17 protein-coding genes, 1 rRNA gene and 1 riboswitch are annotated in these 16,723 nt (G+C 39.2%); of the genes, 7 read left to right on the top strand and 11 right to left on the bottom strand.

The window, feature by feature from the left end; translation table 11 throughout:
* Window positions 1–107 (top strand): 5S ribosomal RNA (gene rrf / locus FTU36_RS10645); the annotation flags it as partial.
* A gap of 252 nt (window positions 108–359) precedes the next feature.
* A complete protein-coding gene (locus FTU36_RS10650; protein WP_180009496.1) occupies window positions 360–800 on the top strand; it encodes a hypothetical protein in 441 nt (146 codons plus the stop codon).
* Window positions 801–884: 84 nt separating this feature from the next.
* Here the strand turns inward: FTU36_RS10650 and FTU36_RS10655 are convergent, their stop codons facing one another.
* The 6 genes from FTU36_RS10655 to FTU36_RS10680 all read right to left on the bottom strand — a co-directional run bounded on the left by FTU36_RS10655 (window position 885) and on the right by FTU36_RS10680 (window position 6,971).
* Window positions 885–1,469, bottom strand: a complete 585-nt coding sequence (locus tag FTU36_RS10655) for a lytic transglycosylase domain-containing protein (RefSeq protein WP_180005579.1) — start codon at window positions 1,467–1,469, stop codon at window positions 885–887.
* 334 nt (window positions 1,470–1,803) lie between these two features.
* Window positions 1,804–2,289, bottom strand: coding sequence for a GNAT family N-acetyltransferase (locus FTU36_RS10660; RefSeq protein ID WP_180009505.1), 486 nt, complete (start codon window positions 2,287–2,289; stop codon window positions 1,804–1,806).
* An 88-nt stretch (window positions 2,290–2,377) separates the two neighbouring features.
* On the bottom strand, window positions 2,378–3,577 hold the full coding sequence (locus FTU36_RS10665) for an acyl-CoA dehydrogenase family protein (RefSeq protein ID WP_180009497.1): 1,200 nt from the start codon (window positions 3,575–3,577) through the stop codon (window positions 2,378–2,380).
* Window positions 3,578–3,606: 29 nt separating this feature from the next.
* Entirely contained in the window at window positions 3,607–4,893 is a 1,287-nt protein-coding gene (locus FTU36_RS10670; RefSeq protein ID WP_180117886.1) for an acyl-CoA dehydrogenase family protein, read from the bottom strand.
* A 241-nt stretch (window positions 4,894–5,134) separates the two neighbouring features.
* Window positions 5,135–6,508, bottom strand: a complete 1,374-nt coding sequence (locus FTU36_RS10675) for an AarF/ABC1/UbiB kinase family protein (protein ID WP_180022785.1) — start codon at window positions 6,506–6,508, stop codon at window positions 5,135–5,137.
* Between the two features lie 157 nt (window positions 6,509–6,665).
* Window positions 6,666–6,971 (bottom strand): hypothetical protein, encoded by a 306-nt coding sequence (locus tag FTU36_RS10680; protein WP_180117835.1) that lies wholly within the window; start codon window positions 6,969–6,971, stop codon window positions 6,666–6,668.
* Between the two features lie 311 nt (window positions 6,972–7,282).
* Here FTU36_RS10680 and prmB point away from each other — a divergent pair, with 311 nt between their 5' ends.
* The 3 genes from prmB to FTU36_RS10695 all read left to right on the top strand — a co-directional run bounded on the left by prmB (window position 7,283) and on the right by FTU36_RS10695 (window position 10,390).
* Window positions 7,283–8,293 carry a 50S ribosomal protein L3 N(5)-glutamine methyltransferase gene (gene prmB, locus FTU36_RS10685; RefSeq protein WP_180009498.1) on the top strand — a complete coding sequence of 337 codons (1,011 nt, stop codon included), beginning with the start codon at window positions 7,283–7,285 and terminating at the stop codon, window positions 8,291–8,293.
* 13 nt (window positions 8,294–8,306) lie between these two features.
* Window positions 8,307–9,401: a chorismate synthase gene (gene aroC, locus FTU36_RS10690; protein ID WP_180009499.1), complete on the top strand. Its 1,095-nt coding sequence runs from the start codon at window positions 8,307–8,309 to the stop codon at window positions 9,399–9,401.
* A gap of 473 nt (window positions 9,402–9,874) precedes the next feature.
* Window positions 9,875–10,390 carry a GNAT family N-acetyltransferase gene (locus tag FTU36_RS10695; RefSeq protein ID WP_180005575.1) on the top strand — a complete coding sequence of 172 codons (516 nt, stop codon included), beginning with the start codon at window positions 9,875–9,877 and terminating at the stop codon, window positions 10,388–10,390.
* A 102-nt stretch (window positions 10,391–10,492) separates the two neighbouring features.
* Here the strand turns inward: FTU36_RS10695 and FTU36_RS10700 are convergent, their stop codons facing one another.
* Window positions 10,493–11,020, bottom strand: coding sequence for a hypothetical protein (locus tag FTU36_RS10700; RefSeq protein WP_180117837.1), 528 nt, complete (start codon window positions 11,018–11,020; stop codon window positions 10,493–10,495).
* A gap of 173 nt (window positions 11,021–11,193) precedes the next feature.
* Window positions 11,194–11,967: a hypothetical protein gene (locus tag FTU36_RS10705; protein WP_180117839.1), complete on the bottom strand. Its 774-nt coding sequence runs from the start codon at window positions 11,965–11,967 to the stop codon at window positions 11,194–11,196.
* Between the two features lie 230 nt (window positions 11,968–12,197).
* Window positions 12,198–12,288, top strand: a riboswitch (glycine riboswitch).
* A gap of 134 nt (window positions 12,289–12,422) precedes the next feature.
* Here FTU36_RS10705 and FTU36_RS10710 point away from each other — a divergent pair.
* Window positions 12,423–13,664, top strand: coding sequence for a D-amino acid dehydrogenase (locus tag FTU36_RS10710; RefSeq protein ID WP_180117841.1), 1,242 nt, complete (start codon window positions 12,423–12,425; stop codon window positions 13,662–13,664).
* A gap of 76 nt (window positions 13,665–13,740) precedes the next feature.
* Here FTU36_RS10710 and FTU36_RS10715 read toward each other — a convergent pair whose 3' ends face one another.
* On the bottom strand, window positions 13,741–14,391 hold the full coding sequence (locus FTU36_RS10715) for a hypothetical protein (RefSeq protein WP_180022779.1): 651 nt from the start codon (window positions 14,389–14,391) through the stop codon (window positions 13,741–13,743).
* A gap of 100 nt (window positions 14,392–14,491) precedes the next feature.
* Here FTU36_RS10715 and ispF point away from each other — a divergent pair, with 100 nt between their 5' ends.
* The gene (ispF, locus tag FTU36_RS10720; RefSeq protein ID WP_168378679.1) at window positions 14,492–14,980 is read left to right on the top strand and encodes a 2-C-methyl-D-erythritol 2,4-cyclodiphosphate synthase; all 489 of its coding nucleotides are present in this window, start codon (window positions 14,492–14,494) and stop codon (window positions 14,978–14,980) included.
* Here ispF and FTU36_RS10725 read toward each other — a convergent pair.
* A complete protein-coding gene (locus FTU36_RS10725; protein ID WP_180022778.1) occupies window positions 14,968–15,492 on the bottom strand; it encodes a protein tyrosine phosphatase family protein in 525 nt (174 codons plus the stop codon). The two genes, ispF and FTU36_RS10725, sit on opposite strands and share 13 nt — an antisense overlap.
* Window positions 15,493–15,549: 57 nt before the next feature.
* Complete coding sequence (locus FTU36_RS10730; RefSeq protein WP_143221612.1) at window positions 15,550–16,641, bottom strand: 3-deoxy-7-phosphoheptulonate synthase; 1,092 nt, start codon at window positions 16,639–16,641, stop codon at window positions 15,550–15,552.
* Between the last annotated feature and the right edge of the window lie 82 nt (window positions 16,642–16,723).

The raw sequence follows: 16,723 nt of genomic DNA on the forward strand, positions 1-16,723 counted from the left end.
CAATAGCAAGAGTGAACCACCTGATCCCTTCCCGAACTCAGAAGTGAAACCTCTTAGCGCTGATGGTAGTGTGGGGTTACCCATGTGAGAGTAAGTCATCGCCAGCTCATTATTCGAAACACCCCCTTCAAAGCGAAGGGGGTGTTTTTTTATGCGTGATGAAAAGGGAAGAAAAAAATAATAAGAAAAGCAGAAGAAAAAACAGGGAAATGATAGATATTTAAAAAGAATAAGGCCGATCAACAATAAACTCGTCTAGAACTCTTTTATATCATTTAAAATGTTTTGCTAATGAAAATGTGTAATAAATCAATATAATAAAATCGTTTGTCTCTTTAATAATATATAGGGTATTTAAGATGTTTTTAAAAAAATTATTAGCTACAGTTTTATTTGCATTTGTTTCTTTCAATACTACAGCCGGTGTGTATCAGGGTAAACTAAGTGAATGTTTGGTAAATAAAATTTCAGCAAAAGAGAGTCAGAACTTAACAGCTTGGATTTATTTGGCATTTTCAGCACATCCAGAAATTTCTAAATATAGTAAAGTAACGCCAGTTGAGATACAAAAAATTGATAAAAATATGGCTATTCTATTTCAAGATTTATTTACTAAACGTTGTAATGCTGAAATCAAAGCTGTTACAGAAAATGAAGGAACAAATGCTCTAGGTAAAGCATTTGAACTATTGGGAAATCGTGCAGCTGAAAATCTGATGAAAAATCCAATTGTTGAAAAACGTATTGCATCATTTGCGCAATATTTTGATGAAGATAAAATGCGTCAATCTATGAAATAATTGAAGAGATTAGACCTAACAAAATTTATCCTCTTAAGCTTAGTTAGGTCTATATGGTTAAATAAAAGATTAAATTTTTAGAAATTATAAGGAACTTTTTAAATTATTTTGATGTTCTTTAACTTGTTTTGCATAACGTTTGCCTTGTTTTTTCATTTTTCGATTGGTGTTATAAGCAGTAGGTCCGACATTATAGTAGGCTAAAGCTTTTGGAATACTACCTGCCGCATTTTTATATTTAGTTAAAATAAATGACCCACAATTAATATTGGTTAATTCGTCATATAAATCCCCAGGGCATGTTGCTTGCCAATAACGTGGCATCACCTGAGTTAAACCGACTGCACCTGCAGGAGAACTGACATAAGGGCGGAAAGTTGATTCTTGGCGAATAACGGCAGCCAGTAGTAAAGGATCTAAGTTGTATTGATCGGCAGTTTGCACAATGTAGGGTGACACTCGATTTGCAGTTTCAGGATTGACTGAATAGGCCTTTTGGATCCCTGATGAAAGTTTAACTGCACGTTTTTCTACAGAGCCACCACCTAGTGATGAACATCCAGAAATCAGGGTTACAGATATAATAACAGTTGAAAACTTTAAGCTGTGAGCGTTTAGGAGCGACGAAAGACGAGTTGAAAGGCGAGTTTTATTCAGTACATTCTGCATTTATATTCACTTTAAAATAATCATGGCTAAGTGTAATTTCTAAAGCGATATTATGAACTGGAGACTTAGAGGTCAATATTTTCTTAAGATGCTCTGTACAGTGAAATTGTAAGAATTGATGGAAATGTACTCAAATTACATGATTTTTTAAGTGAAGAGAGAAAAACAGATCGTGTTAATTGAGTCAGTATTTCTCTCTTTACATTCTTACTTAAGATTGTGGGGCATTCAAATCCCGAGAACTTTAGTTATAAAAAACTAGAATATCCACTCATTAAATATCCCTATTTGGAAAAGCTATAACTCTTTTCAGAGGTATTAGTGGAATCTGAGTTTAAAGCGTTTTAAGCATCCAAATTTCGCATGCTTGGCTATGACCTGTATTGCCCTTGGGAGCTTGTAAGTGTTGAAATCCTACTTTTTCATAAAGTTTCACTGCTTGCCCAAGTGTATGTGTAGTTTCTAAATAACACGCTTTAAAATTATGATCTTTGGCGAATTGAAAACAAAGTTCTAAAATATCTTTGGCTAAGCCATGACCACGTAATTCAGGCATAAAATACATTTTTTGGATTTCTAAAATGCTTGAGTCTCCAACTAAAGGAGAAAGGCCCCCACCACCTAAAATTGTACCGTGTTGATTTTCAATAACCCAATATTGTGCATTTGCTTGCGTATAGACGTGATATAAATCATCTAAAATTGGATCTGCAACGGCAAATCCTGATTCAGGTGCTAATCCAAATTCTTTGGAAACTGTGCGAATGACATTGGCAATGCTTACATTGTCTTCAAGTTGAAGTGGTCGGATCTGAAACATAATCATCGAAAAACAAAAAGATGGATTGTTTATAGACTGATCCTATAAAAAAATCCATCTCTAAGTTTAAAATTACTCAAGCAAAAAATTACTTTAATTCGCTTGAACTTTTACCCAGTTCACGACGTGCAACGATTAATTGTTGAATTTGCTGTGTGCCTTCAAATATATCGAGGATTTTTGAATCACGTGCCCATTTTTCTAATAATTCATCTTCGCTATAGCCGACAGCCGCTGCGAGTTCTACACACTTTAACGTGATTTCATTACCTACACGGCCTGCTTTTGCTTTAGCGATGGATGCTTCACGTGAGTTTGGTTTTTTGTTGTCGGCCATCCATGCGGCTTTGAGCATGAGGAGACGTGCTGCTTCCCAGTCTGCTTCCATTCGATATATTTGTGCAGCAATATTCGAGCTTTGTAAGATCGGTGTTGAATACTGCTCATCTAATTCATCTTTAAAGATTTCTTTAATTCGCTCTAAAGATGCCTTGGCACAGCCAATAGCCATCGCGGCAACGAGTGGGCGAGTATTATCAAAAGTTTCCATAACCCCAGCAAAACCCTTTGCTACATCAATTTCAGCATTGCCTAATAAGTTTGCAGCAGGGACACGACAATCTACAAAGCTAATGGCAGCCGTATCAGAAGCTTTAATACCCAATTTATGTTCTAGGCGTTCTACAGTCATGCCCAGCGTACCTTTTTCAACAACAAAGGATTTAATCGCTGCACGGCCTAATTTTTTATCTAGCGTTGCCCAAACCACCACGGAATCAGCACGCTCACCCGAGGTGACAAAGATTTTTTCCCCATTGAGAATGTATTCATCGCCATCTTTCGTCGCTGTTGTCCGAATAGCAGCAGAATCAGAGCCGCAATTGGGTTCTGTAATGGCCATAGCGGCCCAAGTTCCTTTTAAGCGTTCTAGTTGTTCATCATTGGCTACTGCTGCAATAGCCGAATTTCCAAGCCCTTGTCGAGGCATACTGAGCAACAGGCCTGTATCTCCATAGCACATCTCGATGATACTGAGGGCTGTCGACATATTGACACCGTTTTTATTACCAGTGTCTGTGTCACCACGTTTATTGACGGCAGCACCTGCATTCATGCCATCTCCGCCATCATTCATACCGTCGACGAGGGAAGATAACATGTCTAACTCTTTAGGATAGGCATGTTCGGCTTTGTCATATTTACGTGAAATAGGACGTAGAACATTTAATGCGACTTCATGGGCTTGGTCGATCAGCAATTTAAATTTTTTCGGATTTTGTAAGTTCATGGACATTTCCTTGTTTTTATTTTGCTGAATTAAGCATGCAAGCCAGATTGAAGAATCGCTGTGGCACGTAAGTCTCGATACCAACGTTCTACGGGATGTTCTTTGGTAAAGCCGTGACCACCTAATATTTGCACGCCATCGGTCCCAATTTTCATCGATTTTTCAGCACATAGCACGCGAGCTAAATAGGCTTCACGATGAAAAGGCTTGCCGGCTTCGGCTAGGCTTGCTGCATTGAGGATGAGCATATGCATGGCATCAATTTCGATTGCCATATCTGCAATCATAAATGCCACACTTTGACGGTGCGAAATTGGCTCCCCAAAAGCTGTACGCTCGTTTGCATATTCAATGCAATATTTTTTGACTGCAGTTGCGGTACCAACAGCCATGGCACACCACATTAAATTGCCAAGATCGATAAATGAGGTGTAATTGAAATCTTGATCGCCTAAGCGTTGGGCAGGGGTCTGATCAAATTTTAAAGTTACCGTTTCAGTGGCTTTCAAACCCATAGCAGGTGTTTTTTTTGCGCTAATGCTCTGGTCGCGTTGCACAATAAAAACTTCAGGCTGTCCATTGAGCATGGCACTCACTAACAGCACATCTGCCTGTTCGCCTAGAAGGACTAAGGTTTTCTCCCCACTGATTTTATACTGCTGGCCATCAGCAATCGCGTGAGTTTTAAGTTGATAGGGATTAAATGCCGCTGTTGCCTCTTGAACCGCAAAGCTTGCACGTAGGGCTGAATCATCTGCAAATGCCGCTAAATAGGTTGCTTGAACAGATTCGGAACCCCATTGGGTAATGGCGTTGATACAGCTAAATGTCGACAGTAAACCTGCTGTTAAACTAAAGTCACCTTCAGCCAATTGTTCAGCAATTAAGATATTGCTAATGATATTTTTTTCTGCCGCGACGCCACCCAAATCTTCAGGTAAGGCATAATAATTTAGACCTAGATCTTGGATATGTTGCCATAACGCTTCAGGAAATCTTTCCTCTTGATCGGCTTGATGAGCAAGTGGATACAAGACTTCTGTGGCAAACTGCTGCATCGCATCAGCAGTCATTTGCTGTTCTTCAGTCAGGTTTAAATCAAATAATGATTTTTGTTGATTAGGCAAACGTTGCTTATGCACATCTTTGTTGGTCTGAAATACTTTTTGCGTTTGGCTCAAGGTTTTAAAACCAGCTTTTGAGCTCTGATACAAAGATTTTTCAACAAATTTGCGCAGTTTAAACTGATCGAGTACATCACTTCCGGCAATTTTAGTTAAAAGTGAGAGTCCAAATCCTTGTGCCTTGTTTACCATATTGGTCATTGTTGTTTTCCATTTGCGTTGTTCTTATTTAATGCTGACATGCCAAAGATAGAAAAACCATGTCATAAATGACATGCATGATTGTCAAAGATAAACGGCGAGATTAGGTGGGATTCGATAGCTAAATGATTAATTAAGAATAGAAAAGTAAAAAGGCTTAAAAGGATTTTTATTTTAAAATTGACTTGGCTGACATTTGAGTCAGCCAAGTCTTGAAGTGTGCATTGAATGATTATTGATATTTTTGAATCATACGACGAACATTGGTTTTCGCTTCAATGACGGTCATAAAGGTATATGCACCGATAAATTTACGGCTGATAAACATAAACTCTTTAGGTGGAACTGAGAAGTAGCGAGATGCCATCGATTTTGAAGCTTGTTGCATCACACGGCTATGTAATTGGCTTTTTTTCCAATCATAGCGTTGTTGTTCGTCCATAACACCAGCAGGGATGTCCGGGTTATTTGCAGTGCTACTAAATGCCTCTGTCGCTAACAAAAAGACTTTAGCCATATCAGGTTTAATACTTTGTGGAATACCATCAAAGAACTCATAACCTGTCATCGCTTTGACCATTTGCTCAGAGCTATGGTGATAACCCGCGGTAATCAAATTACGTGCAACGCCTAATAGATGCTCATCGAACTGACGGATCGCACCAAAGTCGAGGAGAACAATTTTATCTGGCACATCCGCACCATTGCCCAAACGCACCAAATAGTTTCCGAAGTTAGGGTCGGTTTGCATTTCACCCCATTCAAAAATTTCGCGTACGGCAATTTCAAGTGATGCTTCACCTAAGGCGTTACGGCGCTCTTGAGGAAGTGACAGCATTACTGGGCTGTTAATCGGCACACCACGTTCAAAAGTCATACACAGCACTTGAGGTGTTGAATATCCTTCAATGATTTGCGGGACGATATATCGTGGATCTTCTTTTAAGCGTGCAGCAAAACGGCGTGTGGTATCTGCTTCGATTTTATAATTTACTTCACGATGCATCATTTCACGAACTTCATCAAACCACTGATCAAATTCACGCGTTTGGGGCACCATTCGTGTCAGTTTGAGCATGTTTTTGAATAGATTCATATCTGAATCGATAGCATCAGCCACACCCGGATACTGGATTTTTAATACCAGTTCTAAACCATCAGATTTACGTTTTGCACGGTGAACTTGTGCCAAAGATGCTGTACCAAGTGGCTCATGATCAATCACGAGATCATCAAGCTTTGAGCCAAGTTGATTTTGTAATTGGACTTTGATGGCTGGCCATGCCAATGCAACTGTTTGATTGTTCAGGGTGTTGAGGGCTTGGGTGATTTCTTCAGGCAGAAAATGTTCACCATACAATGCCATCATTTGCCCAATTTTTACAATTGAACCTTTTAATTTACCAATTTCTGCGACGAGATATTCAGCCTGATCTTTCATGGCTTTTTTACGCTTTTTCTCTTTTTCTTCTTCACTCGAAAAAATAGAAGTGGCGTTTGATGCTGCCCAACGAGTTCCCGCAAGTAGCGATGCCTTTGCGATAGATAAGCGTCGATCCATAGAAGACGTTTTCAAGTGTTTGAGCTTATCGTTCTGATCTGACATGTAAATTAAATCCTTTAATCAGCAATTCGCAGAAAAATACATTGTAGCTAATTTTAACGTTTCTTAACGTATTAAAATAGTTCAACTTACTGAATATGCAGTAAGCATTTGCAAACTTAAGCAAGATGCCGCGTAGACAGGCACATTGGAAAGAAAACTATAAACGATATTTGATTTTTACCGTATCGTTTTGCATCAATGCGGCTTTATGTTTTTCAATATGTTGATGAATAAGATGTTGGACAGATTCGTCTTGAAATCCGGAAGCATAACCTTTGACAATAATAATGCTCGGTAAGCTAAAAAATAGGGTGCGTGCGTTTTCTAGACTCGCATCAGGGAAAACTTGATGTTCGATCAGTAGTTGCTGAAAAAATGCCTTTTCAGTTTGCACATTTAAAGACTGAGTGTCTTCCCAATAGCTCTGACGCATAGCCATGAGGTTATTGTGCTTATAGCTCATTGGAGCTCCGCATTTAAAATTTAACTGTTTGTATGGGGATAATTTTATAAAATTAAAGCTTGGGATCAAGTACAAATTGCTAAACAATTGAGCTTGAATTGGTTTTTATTCGTAATTTTCATCTATTTGGTTTTATAAAATGCTGAAGAAAGGCCTAAAGTACACATTTCATTTCAGCGAATGTATCAGACCTCATATATACGGTTATGAAATGCTTTCAAGCGGTGAATAATGCCGTATTTTTATTATAAATAGCATTAAAACAAGGTATCATAGGGCGTTTAAAAAATTATGAACTGGAGACGCCTTAAGTGGATCGACCGACTATTAGCCCTGAACATTTACAGGAAGCAGCTGAAAACCTATCAACAATTCGTGATTATATCCGCTTTGGGGTAACAGCTTTACGTCAATATGATGCCCACTTAGGACAAGGTACAGAAGACTATTTTGCTGAAAGCTCAGCATTGGTTTTACAAACGTTATCTCTAGATTGGAATGCAGATGCGGAAATCTTAGATGCGAAATTATTGCCAAGTGAAGTTGCAGAATTTTTAGCATTGTTAGAACGTCGTATTAATGAAAAAGTTCCGACGTCTTATTTACTAAACTTGTCATATTTCTTTGGTAAGCCATTTTATGTCGATGAACGTGTACTGATTCCACGTTCTCCAATTGCAGAGTTAATTGAAAACCGTTTTGCGCCATATTGCTTAGGTGAAAATGGCGAAATGGGTGCTGCGGTTAATAATCTACCTGAAAATGCCAGTCCAAAAACTCCTCAGCGCATTTTAGATATGTGTACGGGTTCAGGTTGTATCGCGATTGCTTTAGCTTATGCATTCCCAGATGCTGAAGTTGATGCAACAGATTTATCTAAAGATGCACTTGAAGTGGCGCAAATTAACTGTGAACACCACAATAAACAATATCAAGTGGCTTTACTTGAGTCTGATTTATTCGCCAAAATTCCAGCAGAAAATCAATATGATTTAATCGTGTCGAATCCACCGTATGTGGATGCTGAAGACATGGCAGATTTACCAGAAGAATTCCACCATGAACCTGAAATGGCGCTTGCTGCGGGTCAAGATGGTTTGGATCTTGTCCGTAAAATGTTGGCACAAGCTGCAGATTACCTGACTGAAGATGGCTTAATTGTGATCGAAGTGGGTAACTCAGAATGGGCAATGCGTCAAAACTTCAATACCGTTGATTTTTATTGGTTACAGTTCCAAAAAGGCGGTACAGGTATCTTTGCATTGACTGCTGCTCAATGCCGCGAATACCGAGATTTATTCATTCAATCTGTTCAAGCATAAGGAGTCGTTTGACATGGCAGGTAATAGTATAGGGCAACTCTTCCGTGTAACGACTTGTGGTGAATCTCATGGCGTTGGTCTGATGGCCATTGTAGATGGGGTTCCACCGGGTATTGAACTGACTGAAGCCGATTTGCAAAAGGATTTGGATCGTCGTAAGCCGGGCACATCTAAGTTTGCGACTCAGCGTAAAGAACCCGATGAAGTTGAAATTATTTCAGGCGTATTTGAAGGCAAAACAACCGGTACATCGATTGGTCTATTGATCCGTAACACAGATCAAAAATCAAAAGATTATGGCAACATTGCGCAAACCTTCCGTCCGGGTCATGCAGACTATACGTATACACATAAGTATGGTTTCCGTGATTATCGTGGTGGTGGCCGTTCGAGTGCTCGTGAAACTGCGATGCGTGTTGCTGCAGGTGCGATTGCTAAAAAATACTTGTTTGAGAAATTCGGCATCGAAATTCGTGGTCATGTAACGCAAATTGGTACCGAAAAAGCACAGAAATTGGACTGGAATGAAGTTCCGAATAACCCATTTTTCTGTGGTGATGCAGATGCCGTCCCACGTTTTGAAGCTCTCGTAACGTCACTTCGTGAACAAGGAACGAGCTGTGGCGCTAAACTGGAAATTATTGCGACACAAGTGCCAGTTGGCTGGGGCGAGCCTGTATTTGATCGTTTAGATGCAGATATTGCACATGCTATGATGTCCATCAACGCTGTAAAAGGTGTTGAAATTGGTGATGGCTTTGGTGTTGCCGAGCAGTTTGGTCATGAAACCCGTGATGAGTTAACTACGGATGGTTTCTTGGCAAACCATGCTGGCGGCATTTTGGGTGGTATTTCGAGTGGTCAGGACATTCGTGTTGCGATCGCCTTGAAACCAACAGCTTCCATTACTACGCCGGGTAAAACCATTACGATTAATCGTGAAGATACAGATGTGTTGACCAAAGGTCGCCATGATCCTTGTGTCGGTGTTCGTGCGACACCAATTGCAGAGGCGATGTTGGCAATTGTGCTTATGGATCACTTCATGCGTAACCGCGCACAAAATGCGGATGTAGTCGCACCATTTGCCCCAATTGAACCCAAGTGAGGAAACAAAGCGCTGCTTTGTTCCGAACGCGGTTGGTGAGTAGCGTTAGCGAGTCACAGTAGATAAATAACAAAGCGCTGCTTTGTTCCGAACGCGGTTGGTGAGTAGCGTTAGCGAGTCACAGTAGATAAATAACAAAGCGTTGCTTTGTTCCGAACGCGGTTAGTGAATAGCGTTAGCGAGTCACAGTGGATAAATAACAAAGCGTTGCTTTGTTCCGAACGCGGTTAGTGAATAGCTTTAGCAAGTCACAGTGTATAAATAACAAAGCGTTGCTTTGTTCCGAACGCGGTTGGTGAGTAGCGTTAGCGAGTCACAGTGGATAAATAACAAAGCGCTGCTTTGTTCCGAACGCGGTTGGTGAATAGCTTTAGCAAGTCACACTGATGAGCAAATTGCATAAAAAAACCAGACAATTGTCTGGTTTTTTTATTTCGGTAAACTAGGCCTATGAAAATAAATAGCAAAAAAATATGAATATACGAAATGCTTTACTTGGTGATATTCAGCAGCTTGAAAGCTTAATGAATACAGCCTATCGGGAAAATCATCCCAAGAGTTGGACGACAGAACATCATATTGTTCGAGGAAATCGAATAAATGTGTCTCAACTCAGTCAACTCTTACAAAAAAGGGATTTTCATTTATATGTGATTGAGTCGGTACATGCGCAGATCATGGGGTGTATTGGTATTCAAATGCAGGGGAAGAGCTGTGAAATTGGTCATTTTGCAATTCATCCAAATGAGCAAGCTCAGGGCTTAGGAAAAAAATTATTGCAATTTGCAGAACAGCAAGCGATGTTGATTGAACCCAATGTTGAAGAATTTGTGATGTATGTGATTGATCGGCGTTTAGAATTAATAAAATATTATCAACGACGTGGCTATAAGCTTACAGATGAAAATCAAGCCTATCCTCTTCATCTAGAGGTAGGTCAACCGATTTGTGAACTGACAATTAAACAATTAATTAAACGAATAAAATAAAGACCATGTGATGCATTTGATCAATTTATAAAGCGAGATGAATAAAAAATCCCCAAAAAACATACACTAACTTTTGGGATTTTTATTTTAGACTATTTGGGCTTAAGAATAAGCACGCAAAAATAGTCGGTAGGCATCTGAAGATTTTTGGTTTTTTAACATATAGTGTGCGATTTCACCTTGGTTGGTATTCATAATCACAGCAATATTTTTTGCGTCCCGAAATTGTTTAAGCACAGTATCTGGAATCATCACGGTATTAGAAGAATCAATCACATTTGAATTTTCTAAGCGACGATAATTTGTTTGACCTATTGCAGAATAAGACAATACTTTGCCGTCGATCACAAAAGATATTTCATTCATATCAAGCTGCTGTTGATCATACGAATGCAGTGAAAGTGCATATTCACCTTTGTTTTTTTGCCAATCAATTGCAAGTTCAGGACATTTTTGCCCAGCTTCACATAGTAACTGATCTCGAGTAATGGTTCGTTGGATTACGTTACTGTTTTCAACGGTATTTACACCATTTAGCTTCAATGTTCTTGTTTCAGGTTTATTTTTAGGTACGGTAATACAACCCGTGAGTAGTAGGAGTGCAAATCCTAGAACTAAATAATTTTTCATGTGTATTTCCATGTTAGCGTTATTTTTATGAGCAATATTTATTTTGGCGCATATTCACACAGAAAAACAAAAAAGTAAAATACATCACACTTTTCTAGTTTTGTTCGAGTGATGCATTAATATAAGTAGCGGATATTCAAATAAATAATATTTTCAGTGATGTTAAGCGGACTTTATTGAAGATTGGATAATTTAAGCAAGATTTGTGATTTTGCGTTATCAATCTGATCGGGATTGGTTTGTCGAGACAATTGGTTACGTGGTTTTTCGCCTAAAAAATATTTGATGCGTTCAGCATTTGCACCTGATGGATGGGGAAGTCCCGCTAGAATCTGCTGATCATTTAAATAGCCTAAGCTGCTTACATAATTTAAAACCTCATCTACACCTTTGCCTAGCGGGATGTAAATTGCGTTCGGAAGCTGTTGAACCATAGGAATAAAATAATCATCAATATGTTGTTTTAATAATTCATTTTTTAGCATTGCGGGCGTTGAACCTGCATAATTTTTTCCATTGACCAAAATGCATTGCTGTAAAACCGAGCACATTTGCACTATATCTTGATGATTGCTAAATAGCTCAGCAGTGGTCTGTATGCCTAATTGATTGTGTAATCCAATATGATCTAGCAGTTGAGTTAAATTTTTACGAATAGGGCCACTAAAAGCACCACTATTCTTGGCAAGTTTAAGAATGTTTTCCTCAGATAATTGCTGTTCTAAGCCGTCTTTCGCTGCAATTAATGCATTACGCCATTGTTGCTGGCCTGGGCAGATGCCGACGATGACCACTTTTGCATCATGATTTATGGCCTCGAATGGTGCATAAAAACTTTGAACAGGCCCCAGAGTCTTAAGAAGGAGTAAATCACTTTGGGTTAATTCTTCAATAGAATGTGTTTTGATCACAGATGCAAAGCGAGAGAAAAGCGTAGAATCCGACATAAAACTTCAATCTTTCTAGGTATAAATTTCATTCAGTATTTTAAACCTTTATTTTAAAGATGAAGTATTTAGGTGTAGAAAAAAATGATTTTAAATTTATAGACTAACAACTTAAATCGATATAAAAATAATATTTAACAATATTGACCCAAATAGGACTTGAGATTTGGTACAAATATTGCTCATATCTAACTAAGGCAATACCAAGATGAATGCCGAATAAAAATGAATGGATGATTGCAGGAGAGAAGCACAGATCGTGCTCGCCGAAGGAGCAAGTTCCCCCAGGAAACTCTCAGGCAAAAGGACTGTAATCATATAAAAAATCTGGAGAGAAGTGGGCTAGACCTACTCACCGAAGGGGAATGTTCACATTGCTTCGCAAGGAACCAAAGCTCTCAGGTACCAATGACAGATGGGGCAAACATAGGAAATATAATTTCCAAGGAGCCTATATGTGTCATATTGTTGTGATTGGTGCAGGTATTACTGGGGTAACGACAGCTTACGAACTCGGATTACTCGGTTATCGTGTCACCGTGGTCGATAAACATCTTTATCCTGCAATGGAAACTTCTTTTGCCAATGGTGGTCAATTATCAGCATGTAATGCTGAAGTCTGGAACCAAAAAGCAACGGTGGTGAAAGGCATCAAATGGATGTCACAAAAAACCGCGCCATTATTATTAAATCCAAGTTTTAATCTACACAAATATTCATGGCTCTTTGAGTTTATGGGACATATTAAAGATTATCGTGAAAATACTCACGAGACTGTACGTCTCGCATTGATGGCACGTAAGCGTTTATTTGAAATAGCTGAGCATGAAAACTTACAGTTTGATTTAGAAAAACGCGGCATTTTACATTTCTTTCATAATCAACATGATTATGAGGTAGCGACTCAAGTTAATAATATGCTCTGTGAGGGTGGCTTAGAGCGTCATCCTGTGACATTAGCTGAAATCCGTGATATTGAGCCTAGTCTGAGAGGTGAATACTATGGTGGTTTTTATTGTCCGGGGGATGCCACTGGAGATATCCACAAATTTACAACGCAGCTTGCTAAAGCAACAGAACGCTTTGATGTGAAATATATGTGCGGCTTTGAGGTGACTGACTTTGAACATCATGCACAAGGTGTCAATGTACAGTTAAAAGCCAGTGATGAAAATATGGAACACCCTGATGCTGATACTATACTTGAAGCAGATGCTGTGGTGGTCTGTGGTGGTGTAGGTAGCTATGAACTTGCGCATAAACTCGGTGATCGCGTAAATGTCTATCCAGTCAAAGGATATTCAATCACCATTAATTTAAATGATGAACTAAGTCAGGTTAATGCGCCTTGGGTAAGTCTATTAGATGAAAGTGCTAAAATTGTCACTTCACGCTTAGGTGCAAATCGACTCCGTGTTGCAGGCACGGCAGAGTTTAATGGCTATAACCGAGACATTCGTGCAGATCGCATTCAGCCCTTAATAGATTGGTCAAATCGTAACTTTAATCTCTCTACAGAACATGTGGTGCCATGGGCGGGTTTACGACCAATGATGCCCAATATGATGCCTGTAGTACATGCAGGTAAGCGAGATCATATTTTCTATAATACAGGGCATGGTCACCTTGGATGGACCTTGTCTGCGGCAACAGCTGCAATGATTAGCCAGCAAGTGCAGCAAACACATCCGATTTAACTGACATATTTTAGACATCAAAAAAGCCTCAATGTTGAGGCTTTTTTGTATTTTTCTAAGTCATTCGAATTTGATCTTAATCATATAAACGATAAATCCCTGCAAAACGTTCACAGCCTTTTTGTTCAGTTTTTACTGAGAGTAAGGCTTTACTGTAATTGAACTGATATTTGCAGTCGTGTTCATTATCGGTGATTTGATTTTTTTGTTCGGGTGTTGTGTAAGCTAAAAATGGGATGGTTTGTGTTTCGACTCGATTGTTAGGATTACGATAGGCAATGCCTTCAATTTTGATGCTGTCTTTGCCCAGTTGATGTACCTTTAAATGTACAGGTGATGTCGCAAAATGACCATTTTCAAATTTCAGATAATGCTGCGTTAAACTTTGGTTCATCGAGGTATAAATATTCAAATCTTCATGGCGAAGCTCAAATTGTTGTTTAAAACACTCCAAGTTTTTGCATTGCTGAACTCGGCTATACCATAATTTTTGCGTATCTATCAGTAAGCGTATTGGGGCATCGGTAATCAACTGCGCTGTTAAAAAAAGCCCATCTAGCTTTTCACGTTGTTCTTCAAAACCGTTAGAACAGTAATTTTTTTTTGCCTGAGTATTGGCCTGATCACAGTCTATCTTTTCTGCATGCGTAAACATCGCTAGGCTAGAACCTATTAGCAGAACCAGTCCGAATTTTTTGATGATATTTATTTCAGTTTTCAACAGCATGATCGCTTATACTTTCACTATGTTGCGCTTGCCCACACTATAGCGAAATAGAAAGCGTGAATACAAGATTTCAATCATTATTTTCTCAAGGAACTCAAGCATGATAGCTCAAATTCGTATCGGTCAGGGCATGGATGTGCATGCATTTGAAGAAGGTGACTTTGTAACGCTTGCTGGTGTTCAAATTCCACATACACATGGACTCAAAGCACATTCAGATGGTGATGTGGTATTGCATGCGCTTTGTGATGCATTATTAGGAGCTTTGGCACTTGGAGATATTGGTCAGCATTTTCCAGATACAGATCCAAAATTTAAAGGTGCCGATAGTCGAGTACTTTTAAAACACGTCTACCAACTGATTTTAGATCGTGGATATGTACTTAATAATGCTGATATTACCGTGGCTTGTGAGCGCCCTAAACTAGCAAAACATAATTTAGAAATGCGTCAAAGTATCGCAGATGTTATGGATGTTGAAGTTACACAAATTAGCATCAAAGCGACCACCACCGAAAAATTAGGGTTTACTGGTCGCCAAGAAGGTATTCTTTCTACTGCAACAGTACTGATTTCTCACGCAAAATGATCTGGATGGATCAGTGCATGTTGTAAATCTTGAGTTGCTTTACGGCCTTGAAGTTGTAAGGCAACCGCATGGATTAAACCTGTCCATGTTTCATTGGGTTCCCAAATTTGATGCATCAAATCTTGAGCCTTTGGCATATCAACATCCATATAGTATTGACGATATAAATACATCAAACAGCTGACACGGAAGTTTTTCGCACAGTGTAGCCAAACCGTTTGACCTTGAACCAAATGGTCAATCATATCGAGTACTAAAAGGCATTGATCATCTGAAGGGGTATCCCAAGAGATCGGAACTTGGATATAGTTCAGGCCTAGATCTAGGCAAATGCGGTCTTCATGCTCGATATGATTGGATGCATCGGTCAGTGCTAAATTGATAACCGTTGAAACACCATATTCTTTGATCGTTTGAAGCTCAGAAGGAGATGGTTGACCGGACGTTAATAAGTGTTCATGTATATATTGGAAGTTTTCAATGTGACTTAACGCATTTTCGATTTCATTCATCTGACAAATAATCCTTCAAAGTAAAACGCCATCTCGAAGATGGCGTTTTTCATTCACTTAGCGTGTCGGTAACACGTCTTTAAGTGCTTCATGCATCTCTAACAAGACTTTTTCAGTCGTATCCCAATCGATACAGCCATCAGTCACTGATTTACCATATTCGAGGTCACAGAGGTTGGCAGGAATATCCTGACGACCACCTTTTAAGTGACTTTCTACCATAATACCCACGATTGACTTGTTTCCGTCAAGGATTTGTTCAGTAATATTTTTGAGAACAAGGGGTTGTAGGTACGGGTCTTTGTTTGAGTTTGCATGACTGGTATCAATCATGATTTTGCCACTAACTTTTGCTTTGGCTAATGCCGCCTCTGCATCTGCAACAGAACCTGCGTCGTAGTTTGGTTTACCGTTACCGCCACGAAGTACAACGTGTGCATAAGGGTTACCACTTGTACGAATAACAGAAACTTGACCTTGGTCGCTTAAGCCCAAGAAGCTATGACCATGTTTAACAGATTGCATGGCATTGGTCGCAACGGTTAAACCGCCATCTGTACCATTTTTAAAGCCCACAGGTGAAGAAAGGCCAGAAGACATTTCACGATGTGTTTGGCTTTCAGTGGTACGCGCACCAATCGCTGACCAAGAGATAAGATCTTGGTAGTACTGTGGTGAGTTTGGATCGAGTGCTTCAGTTGCACAAGGCAAACCTTTTTCATTCAATTCAAGTAAAAGTTTACGACCAATACGTAAGCCTTTTTCGATGTTGAAAGAATCGTTCATGTCAGGGTCATTAATTAAACCTTTCCAACCCACAGTGGTACGTGGTTTTTCAAAATACACTCGCATCACGACATAGATCGTATCTTGGATTTTGTCGCTTAAAACTTTTAAACGGTCAGCATAATCATGTGCAGCGACTGTGTCGTGAATTGAACATGGACCAATGACAACAAAAAGACGTTTGTCATTTCCATCTAAAATATTACGTACAGTTTCACGGCCCTTAAGGACTGTTTGATAGGCAGTTTCAGTCAGAGGTAGCTCTTTTTTTAGTTCTGCAGGAGTAACAAGAGGCTGAATGCTTTTTACATTCACGTCATCAATGTCGTTTTGGGTAATAGAATTTGACTGTAAAGTATTCATTGCCGTCACTGGTTTGATTATACAAAAGGTTGTTTCGTGAGCCGAATATAACATGAATATAGCATTCAAATGTTATAAAAAA

Origin of the sequence: Acinetobacter sp. YH12096 (assembly GCF_013419215.1) — a bacterium.
Lineage (GTDB): Bacteria > Pseudomonadota > Gammaproteobacteria > Pseudomonadales > Moraxellaceae > Acinetobacter > Acinetobacter amyesii.

Excerpts from the sequence above, each read along its gene's own strand:
- FTU36_RS10650 (WP_180009496.1), top strand. The coding sequence starts at position 360 with ATGTTTTTAAAAAAATTATTAGCTACAGTTTTATTTGCATTTGTTTCT.
- FTU36_RS10655 (WP_180005579.1), bottom strand. The coding sequence starts at position 1,469 with ATGCAGAATGTACTGAATAAAACTCGCCTTTCAACTCGTCTTTCGTCG.
- FTU36_RS10660 (WP_180009505.1), bottom strand. The coding sequence starts at position 2,289 with ATGTTTCAGATCCGACCACTTCAACTTGAAGACAATGTAAGCATTGCC.
- FTU36_RS10665 (WP_180009497.1), bottom strand. The coding sequence starts at position 3,577 with ATGAACTTACAAAATCCGAAAAAATTTAAATTGCTGATCGACCAAGCC.
- FTU36_RS10670 (WP_180117886.1), bottom strand. The coding sequence starts at position 4,893 with ATGGTAAACAAGGCACAAGGATTTGGACTCTCACTTTTAACTAAAATT.
- FTU36_RS10675 (WP_180022785.1), bottom strand. The coding sequence starts at position 6,508 with ATGTCAGATCAGAACGATAAGCTCAAACACTTGAAAACGTCTTCTATG.
- FTU36_RS10680 (WP_180117835.1), bottom strand. The coding sequence starts at position 6,971 with ATGAGCTATAAGCACAATAACCTCATGGCTATGCGTCAGAGCTATTGG.
- aroC (WP_180009499.1), top strand. The coding sequence starts at position 8,307 with ATGGCAGGTAATAGTATAGGGCAACTCTTCCGTGTAACGACTTGTGGT.
- FTU36_RS10695 (WP_180005575.1), top strand. The coding sequence starts at position 9,875 with ATGAATATACGAAATGCTTTACTTGGTGATATTCAGCAGCTTGAAAGC.
- FTU36_RS10700 (WP_180117837.1), bottom strand. The coding sequence starts at position 11,020 with ATGAAAAATTATTTAGTTCTAGGATTTGCACTCCTACTACTCACGGGT.
- FTU36_RS10705 (WP_180117839.1), bottom strand. The coding sequence starts at position 11,967 with ATGTCGGATTCTACGCTTTTCTCTCGCTTTGCATCTGTGATCAAAACA.
- FTU36_RS10710 (WP_180117841.1), top strand. The coding sequence starts at position 12,423 with ATGTGTCATATTGTTGTGATTGGTGCAGGTATTACTGGGGTAACGACA.
- FTU36_RS10715 (WP_180022779.1), bottom strand. The coding sequence starts at position 14,391 with ATGCTGTTGAAAACTGAAATAAATATCATCAAAAAATTCGGACTGGTT.
- ispF (WP_168378679.1), top strand. The coding sequence starts at position 14,492 with ATGATAGCTCAAATTCGTATCGGTCAGGGCATGGATGTGCATGCATTT.
- FTU36_RS10725 (WP_180022778.1), bottom strand. The coding sequence starts at position 15,492 with ATGAATGAAATCGAAAATGCGTTAAGTCACATTGAAAACTTCCAATAT.
- FTU36_RS10730 (WP_143221612.1), bottom strand. The coding sequence starts at position 16,641 with ATGAATACTTTACAGTCAAATTCTATTACCCAAAACGACATTGATGAC.